Source organism: Acidithiobacillus albertensis (genome assembly GCF_001931655.1).
GTDB classification, from domain to species: Bacteria; Pseudomonadota; Gammaproteobacteria; order Acidithiobacillales; family Acidithiobacillaceae; genus Acidithiobacillus; species Acidithiobacillus thiooxidans.
The window spans coordinates 1,484,206-1,503,427 of record NZ_MOAD01000001.1 but is presented as its reverse complement, the minus strand read 5'-3'; the positions used below and the strand labels follow the sequence as shown (position 1 = coordinate 1,503,427).

Annotated in this window: 18 protein-coding genes; all 18 read left to right on the top strand. The window is 52.4% G+C overall.

What is annotated here, in order from left to right; genetic code table 11:
• Positions 1-12: 12 nt before the first annotated feature.
• On the top strand, positions 13-1,077 hold the full coding sequence (mnmA, locus tag BLW97_RS07715; protein WP_075322848.1) for a tRNA 2-thiouridine(34) synthase MnmA: 1,065 nt from the start codon (positions 13-15) through the stop codon (positions 1,075-1,077).
• 20 nt (positions 1,078-1,097) lie between these two features.
• Entirely contained in the window at positions 1,098-2,114 is a 1,017-nt protein-coding gene (locus BLW97_RS07710) for a potassium channel beta subunit family protein (protein WP_242947757.1), read from the top strand.
• Positions 2,115-2,274: 160 nt separating this feature from the next.
• Positions 2,275-3,537 (top strand): DEAD/DEAH box helicase, encoded by a 1,263-nt coding sequence (locus tag BLW97_RS07705; protein ID WP_075322847.1) that lies wholly within the window; start codon positions 2,275-2,277, stop codon positions 3,535-3,537.
• A 113-nt stretch (positions 3,538-3,650) separates the two neighbouring features.
• Positions 3,651-4,367, top strand: coding sequence for a phosphate regulon transcriptional regulator PhoB (phoB, locus tag BLW97_RS07700; protein WP_010638767.1), 717 nt, complete (start codon positions 3,651-3,653; stop codon positions 4,365-4,367).
• 43 nt (positions 4,368-4,410) lie between these two features.
• Positions 4,411-5,739 carry a phosphate regulon sensor histidine kinase PhoR gene (gene phoR, locus BLW97_RS07695; RefSeq protein ID WP_075322846.1) on the top strand — a complete coding sequence of 443 codons (1,329 nt, stop codon included), beginning with the start codon at positions 4,411-4,413 and terminating at the stop codon, positions 5,737-5,739.
• Between the two features lie 256 nt (positions 5,740-5,995).
• Positions 5,996-6,763 (top strand): phosphate ABC transporter ATP-binding protein PstB, encoded by a 768-nt coding sequence (gene pstB, locus BLW97_RS07685; protein WP_024893499.1) that lies wholly within the window; start codon positions 5,996-5,998, stop codon positions 6,761-6,763.
• 12 nt (positions 6,764-6,775) lie between these two features.
• Positions 6,776-7,489, top strand: a complete 714-nt coding sequence (phoU, locus tag BLW97_RS07680; protein WP_010638778.1) for a phosphate signaling complex protein PhoU — start codon at positions 6,776-6,778, stop codon at positions 7,487-7,489.
• A gap of 2 nt (positions 7,490-7,491) precedes the next feature.
• Entirely contained in the window at positions 7,492-9,003 is a 1,512-nt protein-coding gene (locus tag BLW97_RS07675) for a Ppx/GppA phosphatase family protein (protein WP_075322845.1), read from the top strand.
• Between the two features lie 33 nt (positions 9,004-9,036).
• Entirely contained in the window at positions 9,037-9,636 is a 600-nt protein-coding gene (locus BLW97_RS07670; RefSeq protein WP_010638782.1) for a DedA family protein, read from the top strand.
• A 191-nt stretch (positions 9,637-9,827) separates the two neighbouring features.
• Positions 9,828-10,580: a 30S ribosomal protein S2 gene (gene rpsB, locus BLW97_RS07665; RefSeq protein ID WP_075322844.1), complete on the top strand. Its 753-nt coding sequence runs from the start codon at positions 9,828-9,830 to the stop codon at positions 10,578-10,580.
• 29 nt (positions 10,581-10,609) lie between these two features.
• Positions 10,610-11,488 carry a translation elongation factor Ts gene (gene tsf / locus BLW97_RS07660; RefSeq protein ID WP_075322843.1) on the top strand — a complete coding sequence of 293 codons (879 nt, stop codon included), beginning with the start codon at positions 10,610-10,612 and terminating at the stop codon, positions 11,486-11,488.
• On the top strand, positions 11,489-12,214 hold the full coding sequence (gene pyrH / locus BLW97_RS07655; protein WP_010638788.1) for a UMP kinase: 726 nt from the start codon (positions 11,489-11,491) through the stop codon (positions 12,212-12,214).
• Positions 12,211-12,771, top strand: a complete 561-nt coding sequence (gene frr / locus BLW97_RS07650; protein WP_010638790.1) for a ribosome recycling factor — start codon at positions 12,211-12,213, stop codon at positions 12,769-12,771. Before pyrH ends, frr begins: the two co-directional genes overlap by 4 nt.
• Before the next feature lie 5 nt (positions 12,772-12,776).
• Complete coding sequence (uppS, locus tag BLW97_RS07645) at positions 12,777-13,541, top strand: polyprenyl diphosphate synthase (protein ID WP_010638793.1); 765 nt, start codon at positions 12,777-12,779, stop codon at positions 13,539-13,541.
• Entirely contained in the window at positions 13,523-14,341 is an 819-nt protein-coding gene (locus BLW97_RS07640; RefSeq protein WP_010638795.1) for a phosphatidate cytidylyltransferase, read from the top strand. The genes uppS and BLW97_RS07640 overlap by 19 nt, the downstream gene beginning before the upstream one ends.
• Positions 14,338-15,516, top strand: coding sequence for a 1-deoxy-D-xylulose-5-phosphate reductoisomerase (gene ispC / locus BLW97_RS07635; protein WP_075322842.1), 1,179 nt, complete (start codon positions 14,338-14,340; stop codon positions 15,514-15,516). The genes BLW97_RS07640 and ispC overlap by 4 nt, the downstream gene beginning before the upstream one ends.
• Positions 15,517-15,528: 12 nt before the next feature.
• Positions 15,529-16,884, top strand: a complete 1,356-nt coding sequence (rseP, locus tag BLW97_RS07630; RefSeq protein ID WP_075322841.1) for an RIP metalloprotease RseP — start codon at positions 15,529-15,531, stop codon at positions 16,882-16,884.
• Entirely contained in the window at positions 16,881-19,217 is a 2,337-nt protein-coding gene (gene bamA, locus BLW97_RS07625) for an outer membrane protein assembly factor BamA (protein WP_075322840.1), read from the top strand. The genes rseP and bamA overlap by 4 nt, the downstream gene beginning before the upstream one ends.
• Positions 19,218-19,222: the final 5 nt, after the last annotated feature.

Sequence of the window (19,222 nt, the reverse complement as noted above, 5' to 3'; positions counted from 1 at the left end):
GGACAGATTAACATGGCGGCGCCCAAGGCATTGGTGGCACTTTCCGGCGGTGTGGATTCAGCGGTAGCTGCGATTCTCATGCAGGAACAGGGCTATGACCTGATCGGTGTTACCATGCGCCTGTGGCCGAAAAGTCGTTGTTGCGACGAGAAAGATATTGAAGACGCAGCCGAAGTCTGTGCCCGGCTCAATATCCCTTATCAGGTTCTGGATTATCGCGAGGCTTTTCGCCAGCAGGTTGTGGATGTGTTTGTGGCAGAATATCAGGCGGGGCGAACGCCCAATCCCTGTGCCCGCTGCAATCAGTTTCTCAAGTTCGATGCCCTGTTGGAAGAAGGGAAAAAGCTGGGGGCGACGATTCTCGGTACGGGTCATTATGCCCGTCTTCAGGAAACCCCTTCCGGGATGTCTTTGCTGCGGGGTGAGGACGCAGCCAAAGATCAGTCCTATTTTCTGTTTGCTCTGAATGCTGATCTGCTGCCACAGTTGTGTTTTCCGGTGGGTGAAATGAATAAGGACGCGGTTCGGGCCATCGCCCGGCGGCACGGTTTGCCGGTGGCAGCCAAACAGGACTCTCAGGATATCTGCTTTGTTCCGGACGGGGACTATCGGCGTTTCCTGGCGGATTATGCCGGCCTTGATATGGAGCAGGAAGGGGAGATGGTCGATAGCAGCGGTCAAGTCATCGGGCATCATTCCGGAACCCTGAATTTTACCGTAGGACAGCGCAAAGGTCTGGGTGGCGGCAATGGCCAGCCGCGCTACGTGCTGGCCCTGGACCCGGTTCGTAATCAGGTGCGAGTCGGTAGTGAAAATGAGTTGTATCAGCCTCAGGCCTATTTGCAGGACTGCAACTGGCTGACGCCCCTCTCTGCTTCTGATGAACACCCTGTGACCGTCAAGTTGCGGTATCGCTCGCGCCCGGAGCCGGGGCTGTTGCTCCTGAAGGAAGATGGTCGTGCCGAAATCCGCTTTCATGAAGCACAACGGGCCATTACTCCCGGTCAGGCGGCGGTGTGTTATCAGGGCGAGCGTCTGATTGGTGGTGGCTGGATCAGTAGCGCCCATGGTGTTTGATTGATAAGGAGAGTCAATAGATGTCTGCAGATTCAAAAAGCAATTCGATGATTTATCGTCATCTCGGCCGCAGCGGTTTAAAGGTTAGTCTGTTTTCTTTGGGCTCCTGGGTCACCTTCCATAACCAGGTAGATGCTTCAGGCGTTCGCGAAATGATGGCTATGGCCTGGGATGCCGGGGTCAATTTTTTCGATAACGCAGAAGTATATGCCAACGGTGAAAGTGAGCTGTTAATGGGTAACGCTTTGAAAGAACTAGCCTGGAATCGTCTTGATTTTGTGATTTCCAGTAAGTTTTTTTGGGGGTTGAAGCCGGTTGGTGGAAAACAGTCCAGGATCAACAGTCAAAATACGCTCAACCGGAAATATTTAATGCAGGCTATTGATGGCAGTCTGCAGCGTCTGAAACTGGATTATCTGGATCTTATATTCTGCCATCGCGCTGATCCTCATACCCCTGTTGAGGAAACAGTTTGGGCGATGCATAACATTATCGAACAGGGCAAGGCACTTTACTGGGGAACCAGTGAGTGGAGTGCTGATGAAATTCGTGCTGCCTGGGAAGTCGCCGAGCGTCATCATTTGCATAAACCGGTGATGGAGCAGCCACAGTACCATTTGTTCCATCGTCAGCGTGTAGAAAAGGAATATGCCAGATTGTACAAAGACATAGGTCTTGGTTTGACCACCTGGAGTCCGCTGGCCTCAGGACTTTTGACAGGTAAATATATTGAAGGAATTCCTGATGGTAGTCGTGGTGCCATGCAAAATATGTCATTTTTACAGGAAGAATTACTGGATCAGCAAAAAAATCATGCTGTAGCTCAATTGCAGGAAATTGCGCACTCATTGGATTGTAGTGTCGCACAATTGGCTTTAGCCTGGGTGGCTCATAATCCCAGAGTCAGTACAGTTATTCTTGGAGCATCTCGTCCTGAACAATTACAAGAAAATCTTGCTGCGTTGGATGTTCTGAAGAAGCTGAATCCGGAAACGGTGGATAAGATTGAAGGTTTGACGGCGAAATTTGCCGATTAACTCATTTTATTCTCGTATTTATGTTTATATTCTGATAAAGTCCGTTCGCCAACATGATACAGTCTATATGATGGCCCTTTGCATTGGTCCCCACCTTGAGAAGCGTCTGCCCAGACTGACGCCCTAGCGGCGAGGCCGGTGTTTTTTTGGAGTAAATCCCATGTCGTCTGATTTTGCATCTCTCGGTCTTTCCGAGCCCATTTGGCGTGCTGCAGCGGAACGCGGTTATACCACCCCCACACCTATTCAGGAACAAGCCATACCGGTGGTCATGTCAGGCGTGGATTTGCTGGCTGGTGCGCAAACCGGAACGGGCAAAACGGCTGCTTTTGCCATGCCGATTCTCCACAAACTGGCCGCCACGTCGGAAACTGCGTTTCATGGTCCTTCCAGCGTGCGCGCCCTGGTGTTGGTCCCTACCCGGGAACTGGCTGCCCAGGTAGAAGAAAGCGTGCAGCTTTACGGAAAGAATTTGTCTTTGCGCTCCCTGATTCTGATCGGTGGCGTCAAAATCAATCCCCAAATGCAGAAGTTGCGACGCAGTGTGGATGTGCTGGTGGCGACGCCAGGGCGCCTTCTGGATCATATTCAGCAACGCAGTGTGGATTTGTCGCATGTTGAAATTCTGGTTCTGGATGAAGCGGATCGTATGCTGGATATGGGGTTTATCCGGGATATTCGCCGGATTCTAGCAGTGTTGCCTAAAAAACGTCAGAACTTGTTGTTTTCTGCAACTTTTTCTCCGGAAATCAGAACACTGGCAGACGGCCTCCTGAATAATCCCGTCAGTGTCGAAGTGGCCAGTCGTAACGCCACTGCCGATACGGTTTCCCAGCGCTTTTTGGCGGTAGATCAGGATCGTAAAAGAGAACTCCTGACCCATCTTATTGGTGAACAGCAATGGCATCAGGTGCTGGTGTTTACGCGTACCAAGCATGGTGCGGATCGACTGGCGAAACATCTCTCCCAGGGGGGCATGCAGGCCATGGCCATTCACGGTGATAAAAGCCAGGGTGCCCGTACCCGTGCGCTGGCTGAATTCAAGGAAGGTAAGGTGCGGGTGTTGGTGGCTACGGACATTGCAGCACGAGGCATTGATATCAATGAATTACCTCATGTGGTGAACTATGAACTGCCGCATGTGCCGGAGGACTATGTGCACCGTATTGGGCGTACCGGCCGCGCCGGTAATAATGGTCAGGCGGTTTCTCTGGTCAGCGTCGATGAACGTAAACAGTTATCGGACGTGGAAAAGCTTTTGAAACGTTCTTTTACCAAGGAAATCATTGTGGGTTTCGAGCCCAAGCAAAGCTTTTCCAGCCAGCCGCATGCGCCGCATACGCGTCGTCAGACCGCTCCCGGCGCTCAGCGCCGGGCGCCTTCACGTTCGACTGGTGGCGGGAATCGGTTTCGGGATCGATAAAATCCGCTTATAAATTTTGCTGGACATTATTTGTCTGGTTTTTGGCTTGGCAGACCCCCCGCTGATCAGTCACAATGCTGCGTGAAGGGGCGTCAATCCGAGAAAAGGCAGACATGGAAGAAGAGAAGATTTCATCTGCACGCATTCTGGTTGTTGAGGATGAAGAGGGTATTCAGGAATTGTTGCGGGTTGCCCTGAAGCGTCAGGGTTTTGAGGTGCGTTGTGAAAGCAGTGTGGAATCCGCTGAGCCGGCACTACAGAGTTGGGCACCTCAGCTTGTTATTCTGGACTGGATGCTACCGGGTGAAAATGGTCTCGCCTGGTGTCGGGCCTTGCGGCGTTGTGAAGAAACCCAAAAACTGCCGATCATTCTTCTGACTGCCCGGGGTGAGGAAGGGGATAGGGTGCATGGCCTGGAATCGGGGGCAGATGATTATCTGGCCAAGCCCTTTTCACCACGTGAGCTGGTGGCCCGCGTCAATGCCTTGTTGCGCCGCAGTTATGGTAATAATTCTGCCGGTGTGGTGAAGCTGGGTGAGTTGCATGTAGACCTGCGCGCGCATCGGGTTTATGTCAAAGATGTCCAGTTGCATCTGGGACCCACAGAATTCCGTTTGCTGCGCCTGTTTGTGACCAATCCAGATCGGGTTTTTTCTCGCGATATGTTGCTGGATCAGATTTGGGGCCGACAAAGTTTTATCGAAGAACGCACGGTCGATGTCCATATCCGCCGTTTACGGCGGGTTCTTGACGAATACGGTCACGCGCCCTTGATTGAGACGGTTCGTGGTGAAGGTTACAGATGTAGTGCAGTGGTCGGTGACGTATGAACATGGCATCGCCTAAATTTTTGAAGAATATATTTTTATTTTTGTGAAAACCTTACGCGCCTGGTTTTATCCGCTCGCCGTATGGGCTCTGATACCCCTTTTTCTGGCCGCAGACAGTTTACGTGCCTGGTCTTATTTACCTCCCGTGATCATCGCCTTGATTCTGGCGATCTGGGTTGCCTGGCATCGGCAACAATCCCAAAGTTTCAGTGCCTGGTTTCGTAATCCCGATACCCATCTTCCCCCCCTCGCTGGAGGGCTCTGGGAGGAAACGTTTGCCGACGGTTATCACTGGCGGCGGGACCAGGAGGCCCGACAACGTCAGTTAAGTGCCCAGATTCTTCAGCTGCGCGATGCGCTCCAGGCAATGCCAGACGTGGTAGTGCTCATGGATGAGCGCGGTCAGTTGGTCTGGGTGAATCCTTCAGGTATTCGCCTCTTGCAACTGCAATGGCCGGATGATGTTGGCAAACCCCTGGCCTTCTGGTTGCGTACCCCCAATCTGCGGGCATTTTTAAGCGGTGAGGGCCCTTCAAGTTTGCAACTGGCTGCTCCATCTGATGCCCAGTTGTTTTTGGAGGGCGTGCGTTATCCTTTGGCTGATGCCGGAGCCTTGGTGATTTTTCGGGATGTGACCCGTATTCGCCAACTGGAGCAGGTACGCCAGGATTTTGTGGCCAACGTCTCTCACGAGCTGCGCAGTCCGTTGACTGTTGTGCGGGGCTTCCTGGAAAACCTGCTGGATGGTCCGCTGGCCGAAGACGAAGAAGTAGGCAGCCAGTTGCATTTGATGGAGCAGCAAACCCTGCGGATGCAATCCCTGGTGGAGGATTTGCTCTCTCTGGCGCGTATGGAGGCGGCCGAAGCCGAACCAGAGCGCTGTGATACGATCATTTTCAGTGCATTGATCGAGGGCGTGCTGGACACGCTCAAGCCCAATATATCCGAAAAAAGACTGAAAATTCACAAGCACCTGGACGAGACTCTGGGTATTTTTGCGGAGCAGGTAGACTTGACCAGTATCGTCCGTAATCTCCTAGAAAATGCTATCAAGTACACCCCCGCCGGGCGCAGCATCAGCATAAGCTGGGGCCGTGGTCCCGATGGTCTCATGCTGATGGTGCAGGATACGGGAGATGGGATTGCTGCAGAGCACCTGCAAAGAATTACGGAACGTTTTTATCGGGTGGACAAGGGAAGATCCCGGCGGATGGGAGGTACGGGTCTGGGACTTGCCATTGTTCGCCATGCAGTAGAACGCTATCAGGGACATTTGGAAGTACATAGCGAAATTGGTCAGGGAACCGTATTCACCGCGCAGTTTCCCCTGTCCCTGGCGCGTAGTGCTGTCAGCGGTGAAAATGTGTCATAAAACGGTAATAAAACTCTGCTATTGTAGGTTGTCTATGCTGTAGGCTTCATACCGGAAGGTTGCGCACCAATATGAAAATTAAAAATGCATACAAGACACGTCGGCTCAGTGTGCTGCCGAAAATATTTAAGTTTGCCATGAGGCCTTATCATGAGTGGCAAAATCTTGCCCCGGCGGGTGCGTTAATGGCGACCCTAGCCGTGTTGGTTTTGAGCCTTGGATCACGTTTTCTTATTAAAGACAGGAGCCCGCGTTAATGTCGGAACTTCATAATACCAAAATTGCTGTTCGCCACCTGGATTTTTACTATGGCAGCAATAAATCCCTCAAGGATATCAATCTGGAGATGCCGGAGAAACAGGTCACCGCGTTTATCGGCCCTTCGGGTTGTGGCAAGTCGACCTTGCTACGGGTATTTAACCGCATGTATTCACTTTATCCCGGGCAACGCGCTACCGGTGAGGTGTTGCTGGATGGCGAAAATATTCTTTCCCCCAATATGGACGTCAATATGTTGCGTGCCAAAATTGGCATGGTGTTTCAAAAGCCGACGCCTTTCCCGATGTCGATATACGATAATATCGCCTTTGGCATCAAGCTCTATGAAAAACTTCGCAAGGTGGAAATGGATGAGCGCGTGGAAGAAGCCCTGCGTCAGGCCGCTCTCTGGGATGAGGTCAAAGATAAACTCAAGACCAGTGGTTTGGGTCTTTCCGGAGGACAACAGCAACGTTTGTGTATTGCCCGCGCCGTTGCGGTAAAACCCGAAGTGATTTTGCTGGACGAACCGACTTCTGCTCTCGACCCGATAGCTACCCTGAAAATTGAGGAACTGGTCAGCGAATTGCGCAATCAGTTCACCATTCTCATTGTGACCCACAATATGCAACAGGCCGCGCGCGTGTCTGATTACACCGCCTTTATGTATATTGGTGAAATGGTAGAATTTGGTCAGACCAACCAATTATTTACCAATCCGGCCAAGAAGCAGACGGAAGATTACATCACGGGTCGTTATGGTTAAGGAGAACTGAACATGGATAAAGATCAGCATATTTCCCAGCGCTTCAATGATGATTTGAACGAAGTTCATGAGCTGGTTCTGGCGATGGGTGGGGTGGTTGAAGAACAAATCAGCAATGCCATTCGCGCGCTGCAGACTGGTGACAATGACCTGGCCCGCGAAGTGGTAGCCCGGGATCATGAAGTCAATGGTTATGAAGTACGGATTGAAGAGGAATGTATCAATATCCTCGCAATGCGCCAGCCGGCGGCCTCGGACTTACGTCTGGTCATGACGCTCATCAAAAGTATTGCCGATCTCGAGCGCATGGGTGACAAGGCCAGCAAGATTGCGGATATGGTGTTGGCCATGGGACATGGGACGCGTAATTCCAACCCGGCCTTTTTACGTGATGTGGGCGTCATGGCAGACTATGCGCTGAATATGCTGCGGCGCGCCATGGATGCCCTGGCTCGGGCAGACGCTGAACAGGCCATTGCCATTGCCAAGGGGGACGAGATTCTCAATCAGGAGTACCGGTCTGCGCTGCGTCGTCTGATTACCTACATGATGGAAGATCCACGCACCATCACTCCAGCCATTGATGCCCTGTTTATTGCTAAAGCCATAGAGCGTATTGGCGACCATGCCCGCAATATTTGTGAGTATGTGATTTATCTTGCCAAGGGCAAAAATGTCCGGCATCTTCCCCTGGATCAGGTAGAGCAAAGCCTCCAGGGGAAATAATCATGTCGGAACCCGTGACCACTTCAGTATTGGAAAATTATTTGGCAGCAGTGGATCTGGGTTCCAATTCTTTTCATATGGTAGTGGCGGAAGAGCTGGGTTCAGAAATTCGCTTGCTCGACCGCCTGCGAGAAGGCGTGCGTCTTGCCGAAGGTTTGCGCGAGGATGCCACTCTGGATCCGGCCGTCGAGAAGCGTGCACTGGATTGTCTGGCACGTTTTGGTCAGCGCCTTCGTGGTATTCGTCCCGAGCGGGTCCGCATTATTGGTACCAACACGTTGCGCCAGGCGAGTGCCGCCGAGGGGTTTGTGCAGGCTATTGAATCCACTCTGGGTTTTCCTCTGGAAATTGTTGCCGGTCGGGAAGAAGCGCGACTGGTCTATCTGGGGGTCGCCCACAGCCTGGCGGTAGATGCGGATGAACGCCGCCTGGTGATTGATATTGGGGGTGGCAGTACCGAACTTATTGTGGGTCAGGGATTTGTACCGAATAATCGTGAGAGCCTTCACTTTGGATGCGTAGGTTCCAGCCGCGCCTTTTTCCCGGATGATCTGATCACCACTGAGTCCTGCGAACGGCTTGAAAAAAAAGTGCGCATGGCGGTAGAGCCAATGCTGGATGAATTTACCGGCCATGGCTGGGATCAGGCAGTAGGTTCTTCAGGGACAGTCAAAGCCATAAACCGGATTCTGGTCGAGAATGGTCAGGGTAGTCGTATTACCCGCAACGGGATGTACTGGTTGCGGGAGCAAATCCTGCAGTTGGGATCGGTGCGGGCCTTGTCCCGTCTGAAAGGTTTGAAGTCGGATCGTGCCGCTGTATTTGCGGGTGGATTCATGATTCTTTACGCCTTGTTCGAAGCCTTGAATATTCAGGAAATGCGTTTTTCAGAGGGGGCGTTGCGGGAAGGTGCCATTTATGACCTGCTCGGCCGGATTCACCAGGAAGATACCCGCGAACTCAGTATTCACAGTCTCCAGGAACGCTTTCACAGTCAAACCAGGCGCAATCGTGGGGTGGCAGCCTGGGCGGATCAGTTTTTTACGGCAGCGATGGCCAACTGGTCTTTGCATGGTGCTCATCGGCAATGGCTGCAGTGGGCGGCGTTAACCCATGATATTGGGCTGGATATTGCCCATTCCGGCTTTCACAAGCATGGCGAATATATCTGGCGCAATGCCGATTTGGCGGGATTTTCCCGCAGGGAGCAGGGCGTTGTGGCAGCATTGCTGCGCACCCAGCGCAAACGGCTTCCGCATCTGCAGTTCTATTCTACCTTGGGTATTGCGGCTGAAGATTTGCTCGCTGTTCAGCGTTTGGCTGTGCTACTGCGACTTGCTATTGTTTTCCATCGCGGCGCACAAATTTCGGGTACTGCACCCGCCTTGCAAGTGGAGGACAAAGTCCTGTGTCTGTCACTGCCTGATCATTACAAGGATAAAATGCCCCTGCTTTTTGCGGATCTTGAGCAGGAACAGGAAAATACGGCTCCTGATTTTCATCTCCATTGGTAAGAGGGCGTTCCCATCGAATTTCTGAATCCGTTGTTGCACTGGCTGCATCTGCAACCGGTTACTCTGAGCGTTATCAAGGAATTTCTCCGCCAGTATGGGTACTGGATACTGTTTATCGGGACCCTGCTGGAAGGTGAGGCGGTAGTCATTGTTGCCGGGGCCCTTGCCCATGCCGGCGTGCTGGATTTACCCGTGGTCATTGCCGTTTCCTGGCTGGGTAGCACGATTAATGATCAGGTTCTGTATCAGGTAGGTTCGCGCTATGGAGAACGGATTCTCGACTGGCTTCCCAATTTTCTCAAGCGCCATGTTGCTCAGGCAGAGGGATTGATTAGGCGCTTCGGCGATTGGGTGACGCTGCTGTTTCGCTTTATTTATGGGACCCGAACCATTACCCCGATACTCCTGGGTGTGCATCATTATCCACCCCGGCGCTATCTAGTCATGAATCCACTGGCTGCTGCTGTCTGGGCCGGCGTCATCGCCGGTATCGGTTATGTTCTCGGGGCTTCATTGCAAGGCCTGCTGAATGGTGTACGTCAAGTGCAAATCATTTTGTTGCTGCTGCTGTTTGTGGGTGCTTTGCTTTACTGGTTTTGGCATCGCGGGAATAAATCCAAAACCGGTACTTAGCACAACTGCTTGCAGCCGACCTGGCCCCAGTGCGCGTTCCAGTCTTGCTCTAGTGGGGTAACCTGTGGTAAAACGCGCTGGGCTTTGCCCTAATACGCACACGTAGCCTGAGAGGATTTCCGGGTGTCCGCAAGGATGGAATTCTCGGCCGCGTGGTGGATCTTAACCCTATGAAAACTGGAGAAATCTCTATGAGCAGCAATGTAAGCATGCGTGCCCTGCTGGAAGCCGGCGTGCACTTTGGTCATCAAGCCCGTTACTGGCATCCCAAAATGGCCCCTTACCTGTTTGGTGAGCGCAACCGCATTCACATTATCAATCTTGAACATACTTTACCCATGCTGCGTAGCGCGCTGGCTTTTATTGAGCAGGTGTCGCGCAAACACGGTCGGGTTCTTTTTGTGGGAACCAAACGCCAGGCGCGTGAAGCTGTAGAGCAGGAAGCCCGTCGTTGTGGCGCTTTTTTTGTCAATCAACGCTGGCTTGGTGGGACCCTGACCAACTTTAAAACCATTCGTCAGTCTATTCGTCGTCTGGACGAGTTGGACCAGATGACAGCCGATGGCACTCTCGAAAAGCTGACCAAAAAAGAAGGTCTGACTCTGTCGCGTGAGCGTGACAAACTGGAGCGCAGTCTTGGTGGCATCAAGGAAATGAATGGTCTGCCCGATGCTATTTTTGTGATTGATGTGGGTCATGAAAATATTGCGGTGCTGGAAGCGCGCAAGTTGGGCATTCCGGTTATTGGTGTGGTCGATAGTAATTGTGATCCATTGCTGATTGATTATCCTATTCCGGGTAATGACGATGCTACCCGTGCTATCCGACTTTATGCTTCGCTGGTGGCCGATGCCATTTTGACCGGTCGGCAGGGTGGTGCAGCGGATTTGCTGGATGAATTCGTCGAAGTGGACGAAGAAACCATTGAAATTGACGCCGATTAACGCATTCACCACATAACCAAGGAGTTTACATGGCTATCAGTGCACAACAGGTTAAAGAACTGCGTGAGCGCACCGGCGCCGGCATGATGGAATGCAAAACCGTTCTGACGGAAGCAGACGGAGATATGGAAGCGGCCATTGATCTGCTGCGCACCCGTGGTTTGGCCAAGGCCGACAAGAAGGCCAGCCGGGTTGCAGCGGAGGGCGTCATTGTTACTGCGCTGAGTGCAGACCAGAAGCAGGGCGTGGTGCTGGAAGTGAACTGCGAGACCGATTTTGTGGCCAAGAATGATGATTTTCTGGCCTTGGCCAAGGATTGTGCCGGGCAGGCTCTGCAACAGGGTCTGAAACAAATAGAGGCGCTGGTGGCGGATGCGACCATTGAAGAGCGGCGCAAGACCCTGGTCAGCAAGCTGGGTGAAAACATCAGTTTGCGGCGTTTGCAGCACTTGCAGGTTAAGGAAGGCGTGGTTGGAGCCTATATACATGGCAGCCGCATCGGGGTGATAGTGGCGCTGGAAGGTCAGGCGGCTACAGAAGAACTCGGTAAGGATGTGGCCATGCATGTGGCTGCAGCCCGGCCGGAAGTGGTTCGTCCTGATCAGGTCTCTGCAGAACGTCTGGCCCGAGAAAAGGATATTCTGGTCGCCCAGGCCGCTGATAGTGGAAAGCCTGCTGATATCGTCGAAAAAATGATATCCGGCCGGCTTAACAAGCTGGTCAACGAAATTGCGCTGACCGGGCAGCCTTTTGTGAAAGATCCGGATAAAAGCGTAGGGCAGTTGGTCAAGGGCTTTCCGGGAGTGGAAGTCGTCGAATTCATCCGTTTTGAGGTGGGTGAAGGTATCGAAAAAGCACCCACGGCAGACTTCGCCAGCGAAGTAATGGCGCAAGTCCGGGGGTCCTGAATGACCGCTCCCCGGTACTCACGTGTTCTCCTGAAACTCAGTGGGGAGGCATTGATGGGGGATGGGCAGTATGGCGTCGACCGCGAGGTCGTACGCCGTATGGCTCGTGAAATCAAGGATGTGGTCTCGTCTGGTGTGCAGGTCGCCATTGTCATTGGTGGTGGCAATATTTTCCGGGGGATGGCCAAGGCAGCCGAGGGTATGGACCGTGCTACTGCTGATTATATGGGAATGCTGGCGACAGTAATGAATGCTCTTGCGGTTCAGGATGCCCTGGAGCATTTAGGCCTGCCGACGCGGGTACTTTCTGCCCTGCATATAGAGCAGGTCGCTGAACCCTATATCCGTAGGCGTGCCATTCGTCATCTGGAAAAAGGTCGGGTAGTGATTTTTGGAGCTGGCACAGGTAATCCTTTTTTTACCACGGATACAGCCGCCAGTTTGCGGGCTGTAGAAATCAATGCCGAGCTGGTTCTGAAAGGAACCAAGGTGGATGGCGTATATACGGATGATCCAGTCACTCACCCCGAGGCTATGCGTTACCGTGAACTGTCTTACAATCAGGTTCTGGAGCAGAATCTTCAGGTGATGGATGCGACAGCAATTACCCTCTGTCGTGATAATGACATGCCCATCATCGTTTTTTCCATCAACAAATCCGGCGCATTGATGCGGGTAATGCTGGGTGAAGAAGAAGGCACCTCGGTGCGTAGAGAGGTTCCATGAGTATTCAGGAAATCAAAAAAGACGCCGAAACCCGGATGAAAAAAAGCATCGAATCCCTTAAGGGGGAGTTGACGCGTCTGCGTACCGGTCGCGCCAGTGCTGGCTTGCTGGATCATGTGATGATTGATTATTACAATGCTCCCACTCCATTGGCCCAGGTGGCCTCGGTTTCCGTAGCCGATGCCCGCTCTTTGGTGGTGACACCCTGGGAAAAAAATCTGATCCCAAAAATTGATAAAGCCATTCGCGATGCCGGGCTGGGACTTAATCCGGTGGCTGGTTCGGACAATATTCGTGTACCTCTGCCGGCACTTTCAGAAGAGCGGCGCAAGGAAATGGTGAAAGTGGTCAGACAGGAAGGCGAAGGTGCCCGAGTAGCCATTCGTAATATCCGTCGTGACAGTATTTCTCAGGTCAAGGACCTCCATAAGCAAAAAGTCATTTCCGAAGACGAAGAACGTCAGGCAGAAGAGGCTTTTCAGAAGCTGACTGATCGCTTTGTGGATGAAGTCGATGCCGTGGTGGAGGCCAAAGAAGCTGACCTCATGGAGGTCTGAGCAGGATGATGGCAGCATCTGGATCAGGAGCGCGTTCGCTTCCGCAGCATGTCGCAGTCATTATGGATGGCAATGGCCGCTGGGCGTATCGGCAACATTTACCCCGTGTAGCCGGTCATCGACGAGGAGCGGAAGTCGTCCGGGAGATGGTTCAGTCGTGTGTAGACTTGAATATTCCCCATCTTACTCTCTTTGCGTTTAGCACTGAAAATTGGCGGCGGCCTCCTTTGGAGGTGCGTCTGCTCATGAATCTGTTCCGCTTGCTCCTGAAGCGGGAAGCCCGCAAGTTGCATGAAAACGGTGTGCGTTTACGAATTATCGGCGATCGCAGCGCGTTGGAGCGGGATATTCTTCAGCTCATTGAAGAAGCAGAAAGTCTCACCCAAAATAATACCCGTTTGCAACTCAACCTCGCAGTGAATTACGGTGGACGTTGGGATATTGCCCAGGCTACACGCGCGGCAATTGCTGCGCTTCAGTCTGCAGATTTGAATCTGCAAGAGCTCGACGAGCAGGATATTGCCCGGCATTTAAGCCTTGCCGATGGTCCCGAGCCGGATTTGTTGATTCGTACGGGTGGGGAAGAACGCATCAGTAATTTTCTGATCTGGCAACTGGCGTACACAGAATTCTATTTTACTGATACGCTCTGGCCGGATTTCGATCGCGCTTCCCTGGAACATGCACTACATTCTTTTGCACATCGGCAAAGACGTTTTGGACGTACTGGTGATCAGGTTCTGGAGGGCGATTGCTCCGTCAGCGACTGATCACCGCCGCCTTTTTGTTGCTGCTGGTTTTTGTCCTGATTTTTCAGGCTTCCTCTCCGGTTTTTCTGGTTTTTTTAATGCTGCTCGCCCTGTTTGCCGGACAGGAATGGGGTCGTCTCAGCCTGTTCTCCAGGCCATTTGCCTTACTGCTGGGGCTGGTACTGGCGGTTCTTTTGCTGTTGCCGCTCTGGTTGAATAATCTGATCGGCCCTATGTTGGCAGATATTTCGGTAGCCGCATGGTTATTATGGGCGGTGCTGATGCTTGCTGTGTCACCCAGCATGCTAGATAGAGCTTCAATTTGGCAGCGTCCGTTTACGGGTTTTATGCTTTTGCCAGCTTTTTTGCCAGCTTTCTGGTTTGCCTTGCAACTTCAGCGTCAGTCCCCCCATCAACTTTTGTGGGTGATTTTGATAATCAGCGCAGGAGATGTAGGTGCCATGACTTTTGGGAAACTATGGGGCCGGCGGCGGCTGATCCCACGGGTCAGTCCGGGCAAAACCTGGGAAGGCCTCCTGGGTGGCTTGCTTGCCAGCGCCATTGTGGGCACACTGGGCGCATGGATCTGGCTGGGGGCTCACCCTCTCGTATTATGCTCAGGGGCTTTGCTGGGAGTGGTGACAGCAATATTTGCAGTCATTGGTGACCTGGCAGAAAGTTATCTCAAACGCCGCGCAGATCGTAAGGATAGCGGTCAATTACTGCCGGGGCACGGTGGTTTGCTTGACCGTCTGGACAGTATCAGCGCGGGTATCCCGGTTTTTGTAGCCGGGATTTACTATCTGGGTTGGTGGAAATGACAAGAGGCATCTGCATACTCGGAGCCACGGGCTCCATTGGGAAAAGCACCCTGGACGTGCTTTCACGCCATTCCGATGTATTCCGGGTGGTGGCCTTAACGGGTAATCATCGTGTTGCGGAGATGCTGGCACTCTGCAAAATCCATCAACCTGAGCAGATCGTCATGGCAGCACCCGAAGCAGCGCAAGAACTCCGGGTGCTGTTACGTGATGCCGGTCTAAAACAAATAAATGTGGAAAGTGGTCCCGAGGCATTGGCAGCCGTTGCCCGTATGGACGGTGTTGACGAGGTAATGGCCGCAATAGTCGGAGCAGCTGGTCTTTTGCCTACTCTGGCTGCGGTGGAAGCCGGCAAAAAGGTATATCTGGCCAACAAGGAATGTCTGGTGATGGCGGGCAAGCTGTTTATGGACCGGGTGCGGGCGTGTCAGGTGACCCTGCTGCCTATTGATAGTGAGCATAATGCCGTTTTCCAGTGCTTTGCCGATGGCCGAGGGGTGCGCCGCATCCTCTTGACGGCTTCTGGCGGTCCTTTCCGGACCTGGCCTTTGGAGCGTCTCGCGGGAGTGACTCCAGATCAGGCCTGTGCGCACCCTAACTGGGTGATGGGCCGGAAAATTTCTGTAGATTCGGCGACGATGATGAACAAGGGGCTCGAAGTGATTGAAGCCCATTGGTTGTTTAATCTTCCGGCAGAACAAATTGATGTACTCATCCACCCCCAAAGTATTATCCATTCCATGGTAGAGTACGTAGACGGGTCGGTGTTGGCCCAGCTGGGCAATCCGGACATGCGTACGCCCATTGCTCATGCCCTGGCTTACCCGGAGCGCATCGAAAGTGGGGTGTCCTCACTGGATCTGGCCAAGACCGCAGATTTGCAATTTGAAGCCCCTGACCTGCAACGCTTCCCTTGTCTGGCTTTGGCTTTTTCTGCCCTTAAAGCGGGTGGTGCTGCAGCTACTGTCCTCAATGCTGCCAATGAAGTAGCGGTTCAGGCTTTTCTGGACGAGGCTTTACCTTTTGCCCGGATTGCTGCTGTTGTGGAAAGTACCCTGGCCGATTTGCAACCTGCCGCACCGGATGAACTGGAAGCCGTTCTGGCGATTGATCAGCAGGCCAGAGTGATAGCTGGCAAGCATCTGCGCCGTTACGCTGAATCTGCTTTGGCCTGATTTCGGGCTACTGTGCACATACTCGAAACCATAGGCGCTTTTATTCTCGCAATTGGCATTCTGGTGCTGATTCATGAATCCGGACATTTCTGGGTCGCCAAATTCATGGGCGTGAAGGTGCTGAAATTCAGCATCGGCTTTGGTCCTGCTTTGATCAGTCGGCGCTGGGGCAAGGATCGCACCGAATATGTCATCGCTGCGTTACCTTTGGGTGGTTACGTCAAAATGCTCGGTGAACAGGCCGGTGAAGAAGTAATGCCTGAAGACCGTTCCCGGGCTTTTGAGCGGCTGGCTCCCGGCAAACGCTTTCTTATTGCCCTGGCTGGCCCTGCTGCCAATCTCCTTTTCGCCATCATTGCTTATGCCGGAGTTGCCTGGATTGGCATTCCCGGGCTGGCTCCCATTGTTGGTCTGGTGAATGATCATTCTCTGGCCGCTCAGGCCCATTTGCAGCCGGGTCAACGCATTACCTCCCTGAACGGGCAGCAGGTATATACCTGGGAAGACATGCGTATGGGTTTGTTGTCGGCGGCCATTGCCCGGGTGCCCGCACACCTTGAGACTACCGAGCAGGGCAGGTTGTCAACACATACTCTGCCTTTGCAAAGCCTGAAGGCAGATTCGGTGGGGCCGGACTTTGTTGGCAAGGTCATCGGAATGGAGCCTTACCTGCCAGCAACTGTGGGAGCGGTCGAAGCCAAAAGTCCGGCCGCTCAGGCAGGACTGGTTGCCGGTGATCGTATTACCGGCATTGATCATCATCCTGTCCCGAGCTGGGAGAGTCTGGCCCGTCACATTGAATCGCATCCAGACAAAACGGTGGAGATGACTTACCGGACGGCTGCGGGGATCAGTAAAACCATTCAGATCAAACCACAAATGTTTCTCGACAAGGCGGGTAAAGCGATTGGCAGGATCGGTATTGTCATGGCGCCCCTGCCCAAGGATCTCATCGTTATACGCCAGCGGGGGCCACTTGAGGGCTTGATCTATGGTGCGCACAGTACCTGGCAGATGTCCTGGATGACGGTGGAGATGATGGTTCGGATGGTGCAGGGTTTTGTTTCGACGGATAATATCAGCGGGCCTATTAGCATTGCCGAATATGCGGGGCAGTCGGCTCAGGCGGGCGTGGCGCCCTTTCTGTCCTTTCTGGCTTTGGTTAGCATCAGTTTGGGGGTCCTGAATTTGCTCCCTATTCCCATACTCGATGGTGGTCATCTGGTGTTTTACGCCCTGGAAATGGTACGGGGTAAGCCGCTTTCGCCGGCGGTGGTGCAAAAAGCCCAACAGATCGGTATAGTGCTGCTTCTGATGCTGATGTCCTTCGCTTTCTACAACGATATTACGAGATTGATGACTCCGTGAAAAAATTCAGCCTGACTTCACCTTCGCCTCTGGTTCTTGCCTCGGGTATTGCCTGTTTGGCGGCCGTTTGGACGGCTCCAGCCTGGGCATTTACACCCTTCACTGTGAAAAACATAGAGATAAGAGGATTGCAGCACATTGCTCCTGGAACGGTCTATAACTACCTGCCCATCCATATCGGGGAAGAAGTAGATGACCAGAAAGCGCAGCAGGCGATTAAAGATCTGTACTCTACTGGTTTTTTCAAGGACGTAACTATCGCCCGCTCGGATGACAATTTGCTGGTGGTCGTCCAGGAACGTCCGATCATTGCCAGCATCAAGACGCACGGCATCAAGGCCTTTTCCAAAAAAGAAGTGGAAGGAACCCTGAAAGGCATTGGTTTGGTGGACCGCCATATTTTCAATCAGTCCCTGCTTGACGAGGTCGTACATGGGCTGCAGCAGCAGTATGAGGGCATGGGTTATTATAATGCGAAAATTCATGCCAAGGTGGAGAAACTGCCACGTAACCGTGTAGCTATTTATCTGGATGCCAACGAGGGAGAGCAGGCTACTATCAAGCAGGTGACCATAGTCGGTAATCACGCTTTCAGTGAAAGCCGTCTGCGTGGACTTTTCGATATTGGTGCCCCTGACGCCTTTTCATTTTTTACTAAAAATGATCGTTACTCTCAGGAAAAATTGATGAAGGGCCTGGAAGCCCTGCACAATTTCTATCTGGATCGCGGCTATCTGAATTTTGATATTGAATCCAATCAGGTACAGGTCACACCAGATCGTCGTTTTGTCTATATTACGGTCAATGTGCATGAAGGACCGGTTTATCATGTGAAGTCGGTGAATTTGACGGGGAATCTGGTGATTCCCAAGCCAGAGCTGGAAAAACTGGTTGAAATCCATCCCGGCGAAGTGTTTTCCCGGGCAAAAATCAACGACACCAACAGTGCCATTGCCAACAAGCTGGGTGATCTGGGCTATGCTTTTGCCAATACCACACCGGTGCCGACGGTAGATGAAAAAACCCGCGAGGTAGCACTGAATTTTGAAGTGGACCCAGGGCGCAAAGTATACATTCGCCGCATTGAAATTACCGGCAATGATCGCAGTCGTGACTATGTAGTCCGGCGTCAGTTCAGGCAGATGGAAGGATCTCTTTATAATGGTGCGCAGATCAGGCGTTCCAAGGAGCGGCTCCAGCAGACCGGTTTTTACGATAAAATCGATACTAAAACGGTTCCGGTTCCCGGTCATCCTGATCAGATGAATCTGGATGTGCATGTCAGTGAGCGGCCAACTGGCAGTTTTAGCCTGGGTGTGGGTTACTCCAATGCGCAGGGTATTTTGTTCAATGGTTCCATCAGCCAGAACAATTTCATGGGTACTGGAAATGCGCTCTCTTTTTCGGCCAACGTGGGCGGTTTGGGCACAGCATTCAACCTATCTTATACTGATCCTTATTTTACTCCGGATGGTATCAGTCTGGGTGTTAATCTTTATCGGAATGATACCAATCTTTCCAGCCTTGCTGTTGCGCCGTATCAGGAAATTGACTACGGCGCTACGGGTACGCTGGGCATACCCATCATGCAGTATGTCTATGACTATATGTCCTTGGGCTACAGTAATACAACTATTAATCTGACTTCAGACAGCACGCAAATTTATAATTCTTACGTAAATACTTTCGGGAATACGGCCAGCGCTGTCACTGTAGGTAATAGCCTCGTTTATGACAGCCGCAACTCGCCCATATTTCCGACCAAGGGGTTTTATGGCAGCCTGGATCTGAAAGCGGCTGTTCCTCCGGGAAAACTGAAGTGGTATAAGGCCGAAGTCAAGGCTGACTATTATCATCCCATTACCTCCTGGTTAACCGGCGGGCTCAGCGGGCGATATGGTTTCATAAACGGTTATGGTGGCAAACCAGTTCCTTTCTTTAATAACTACTATTTGGGTGGCCCCACGACCTTGCCGGGTTACCAGACATATTCCCTGGGCGAACAAATTGATGGTTATCCCGTCGGAGGCACACGAGAATTATTGTTTAACGCCAGTTTGTACTTTCCGTTACCAGGTCTGGAAGATAACCATAATTTCCGGATGTCTCTGTTTGCCGCCAGCGGTTGGGTTTATGGGGTGCAGTCTTATCTCGGCGGTGCGAACAGTACGAGTTATTTCCCCAGTCTGGGTGAGATGCGGACAACAGCTGGCGTAGGCTTTCTGTGGATCAGTCCTCTCGGGCCTCTGCGTTTGTCTCTGGCAATTCCTCTGGACAAAAAGCCGGGAGATCTTACCCAACCCCTGCAGTTCACTGTGGGTAATAACTTCTGATGCCC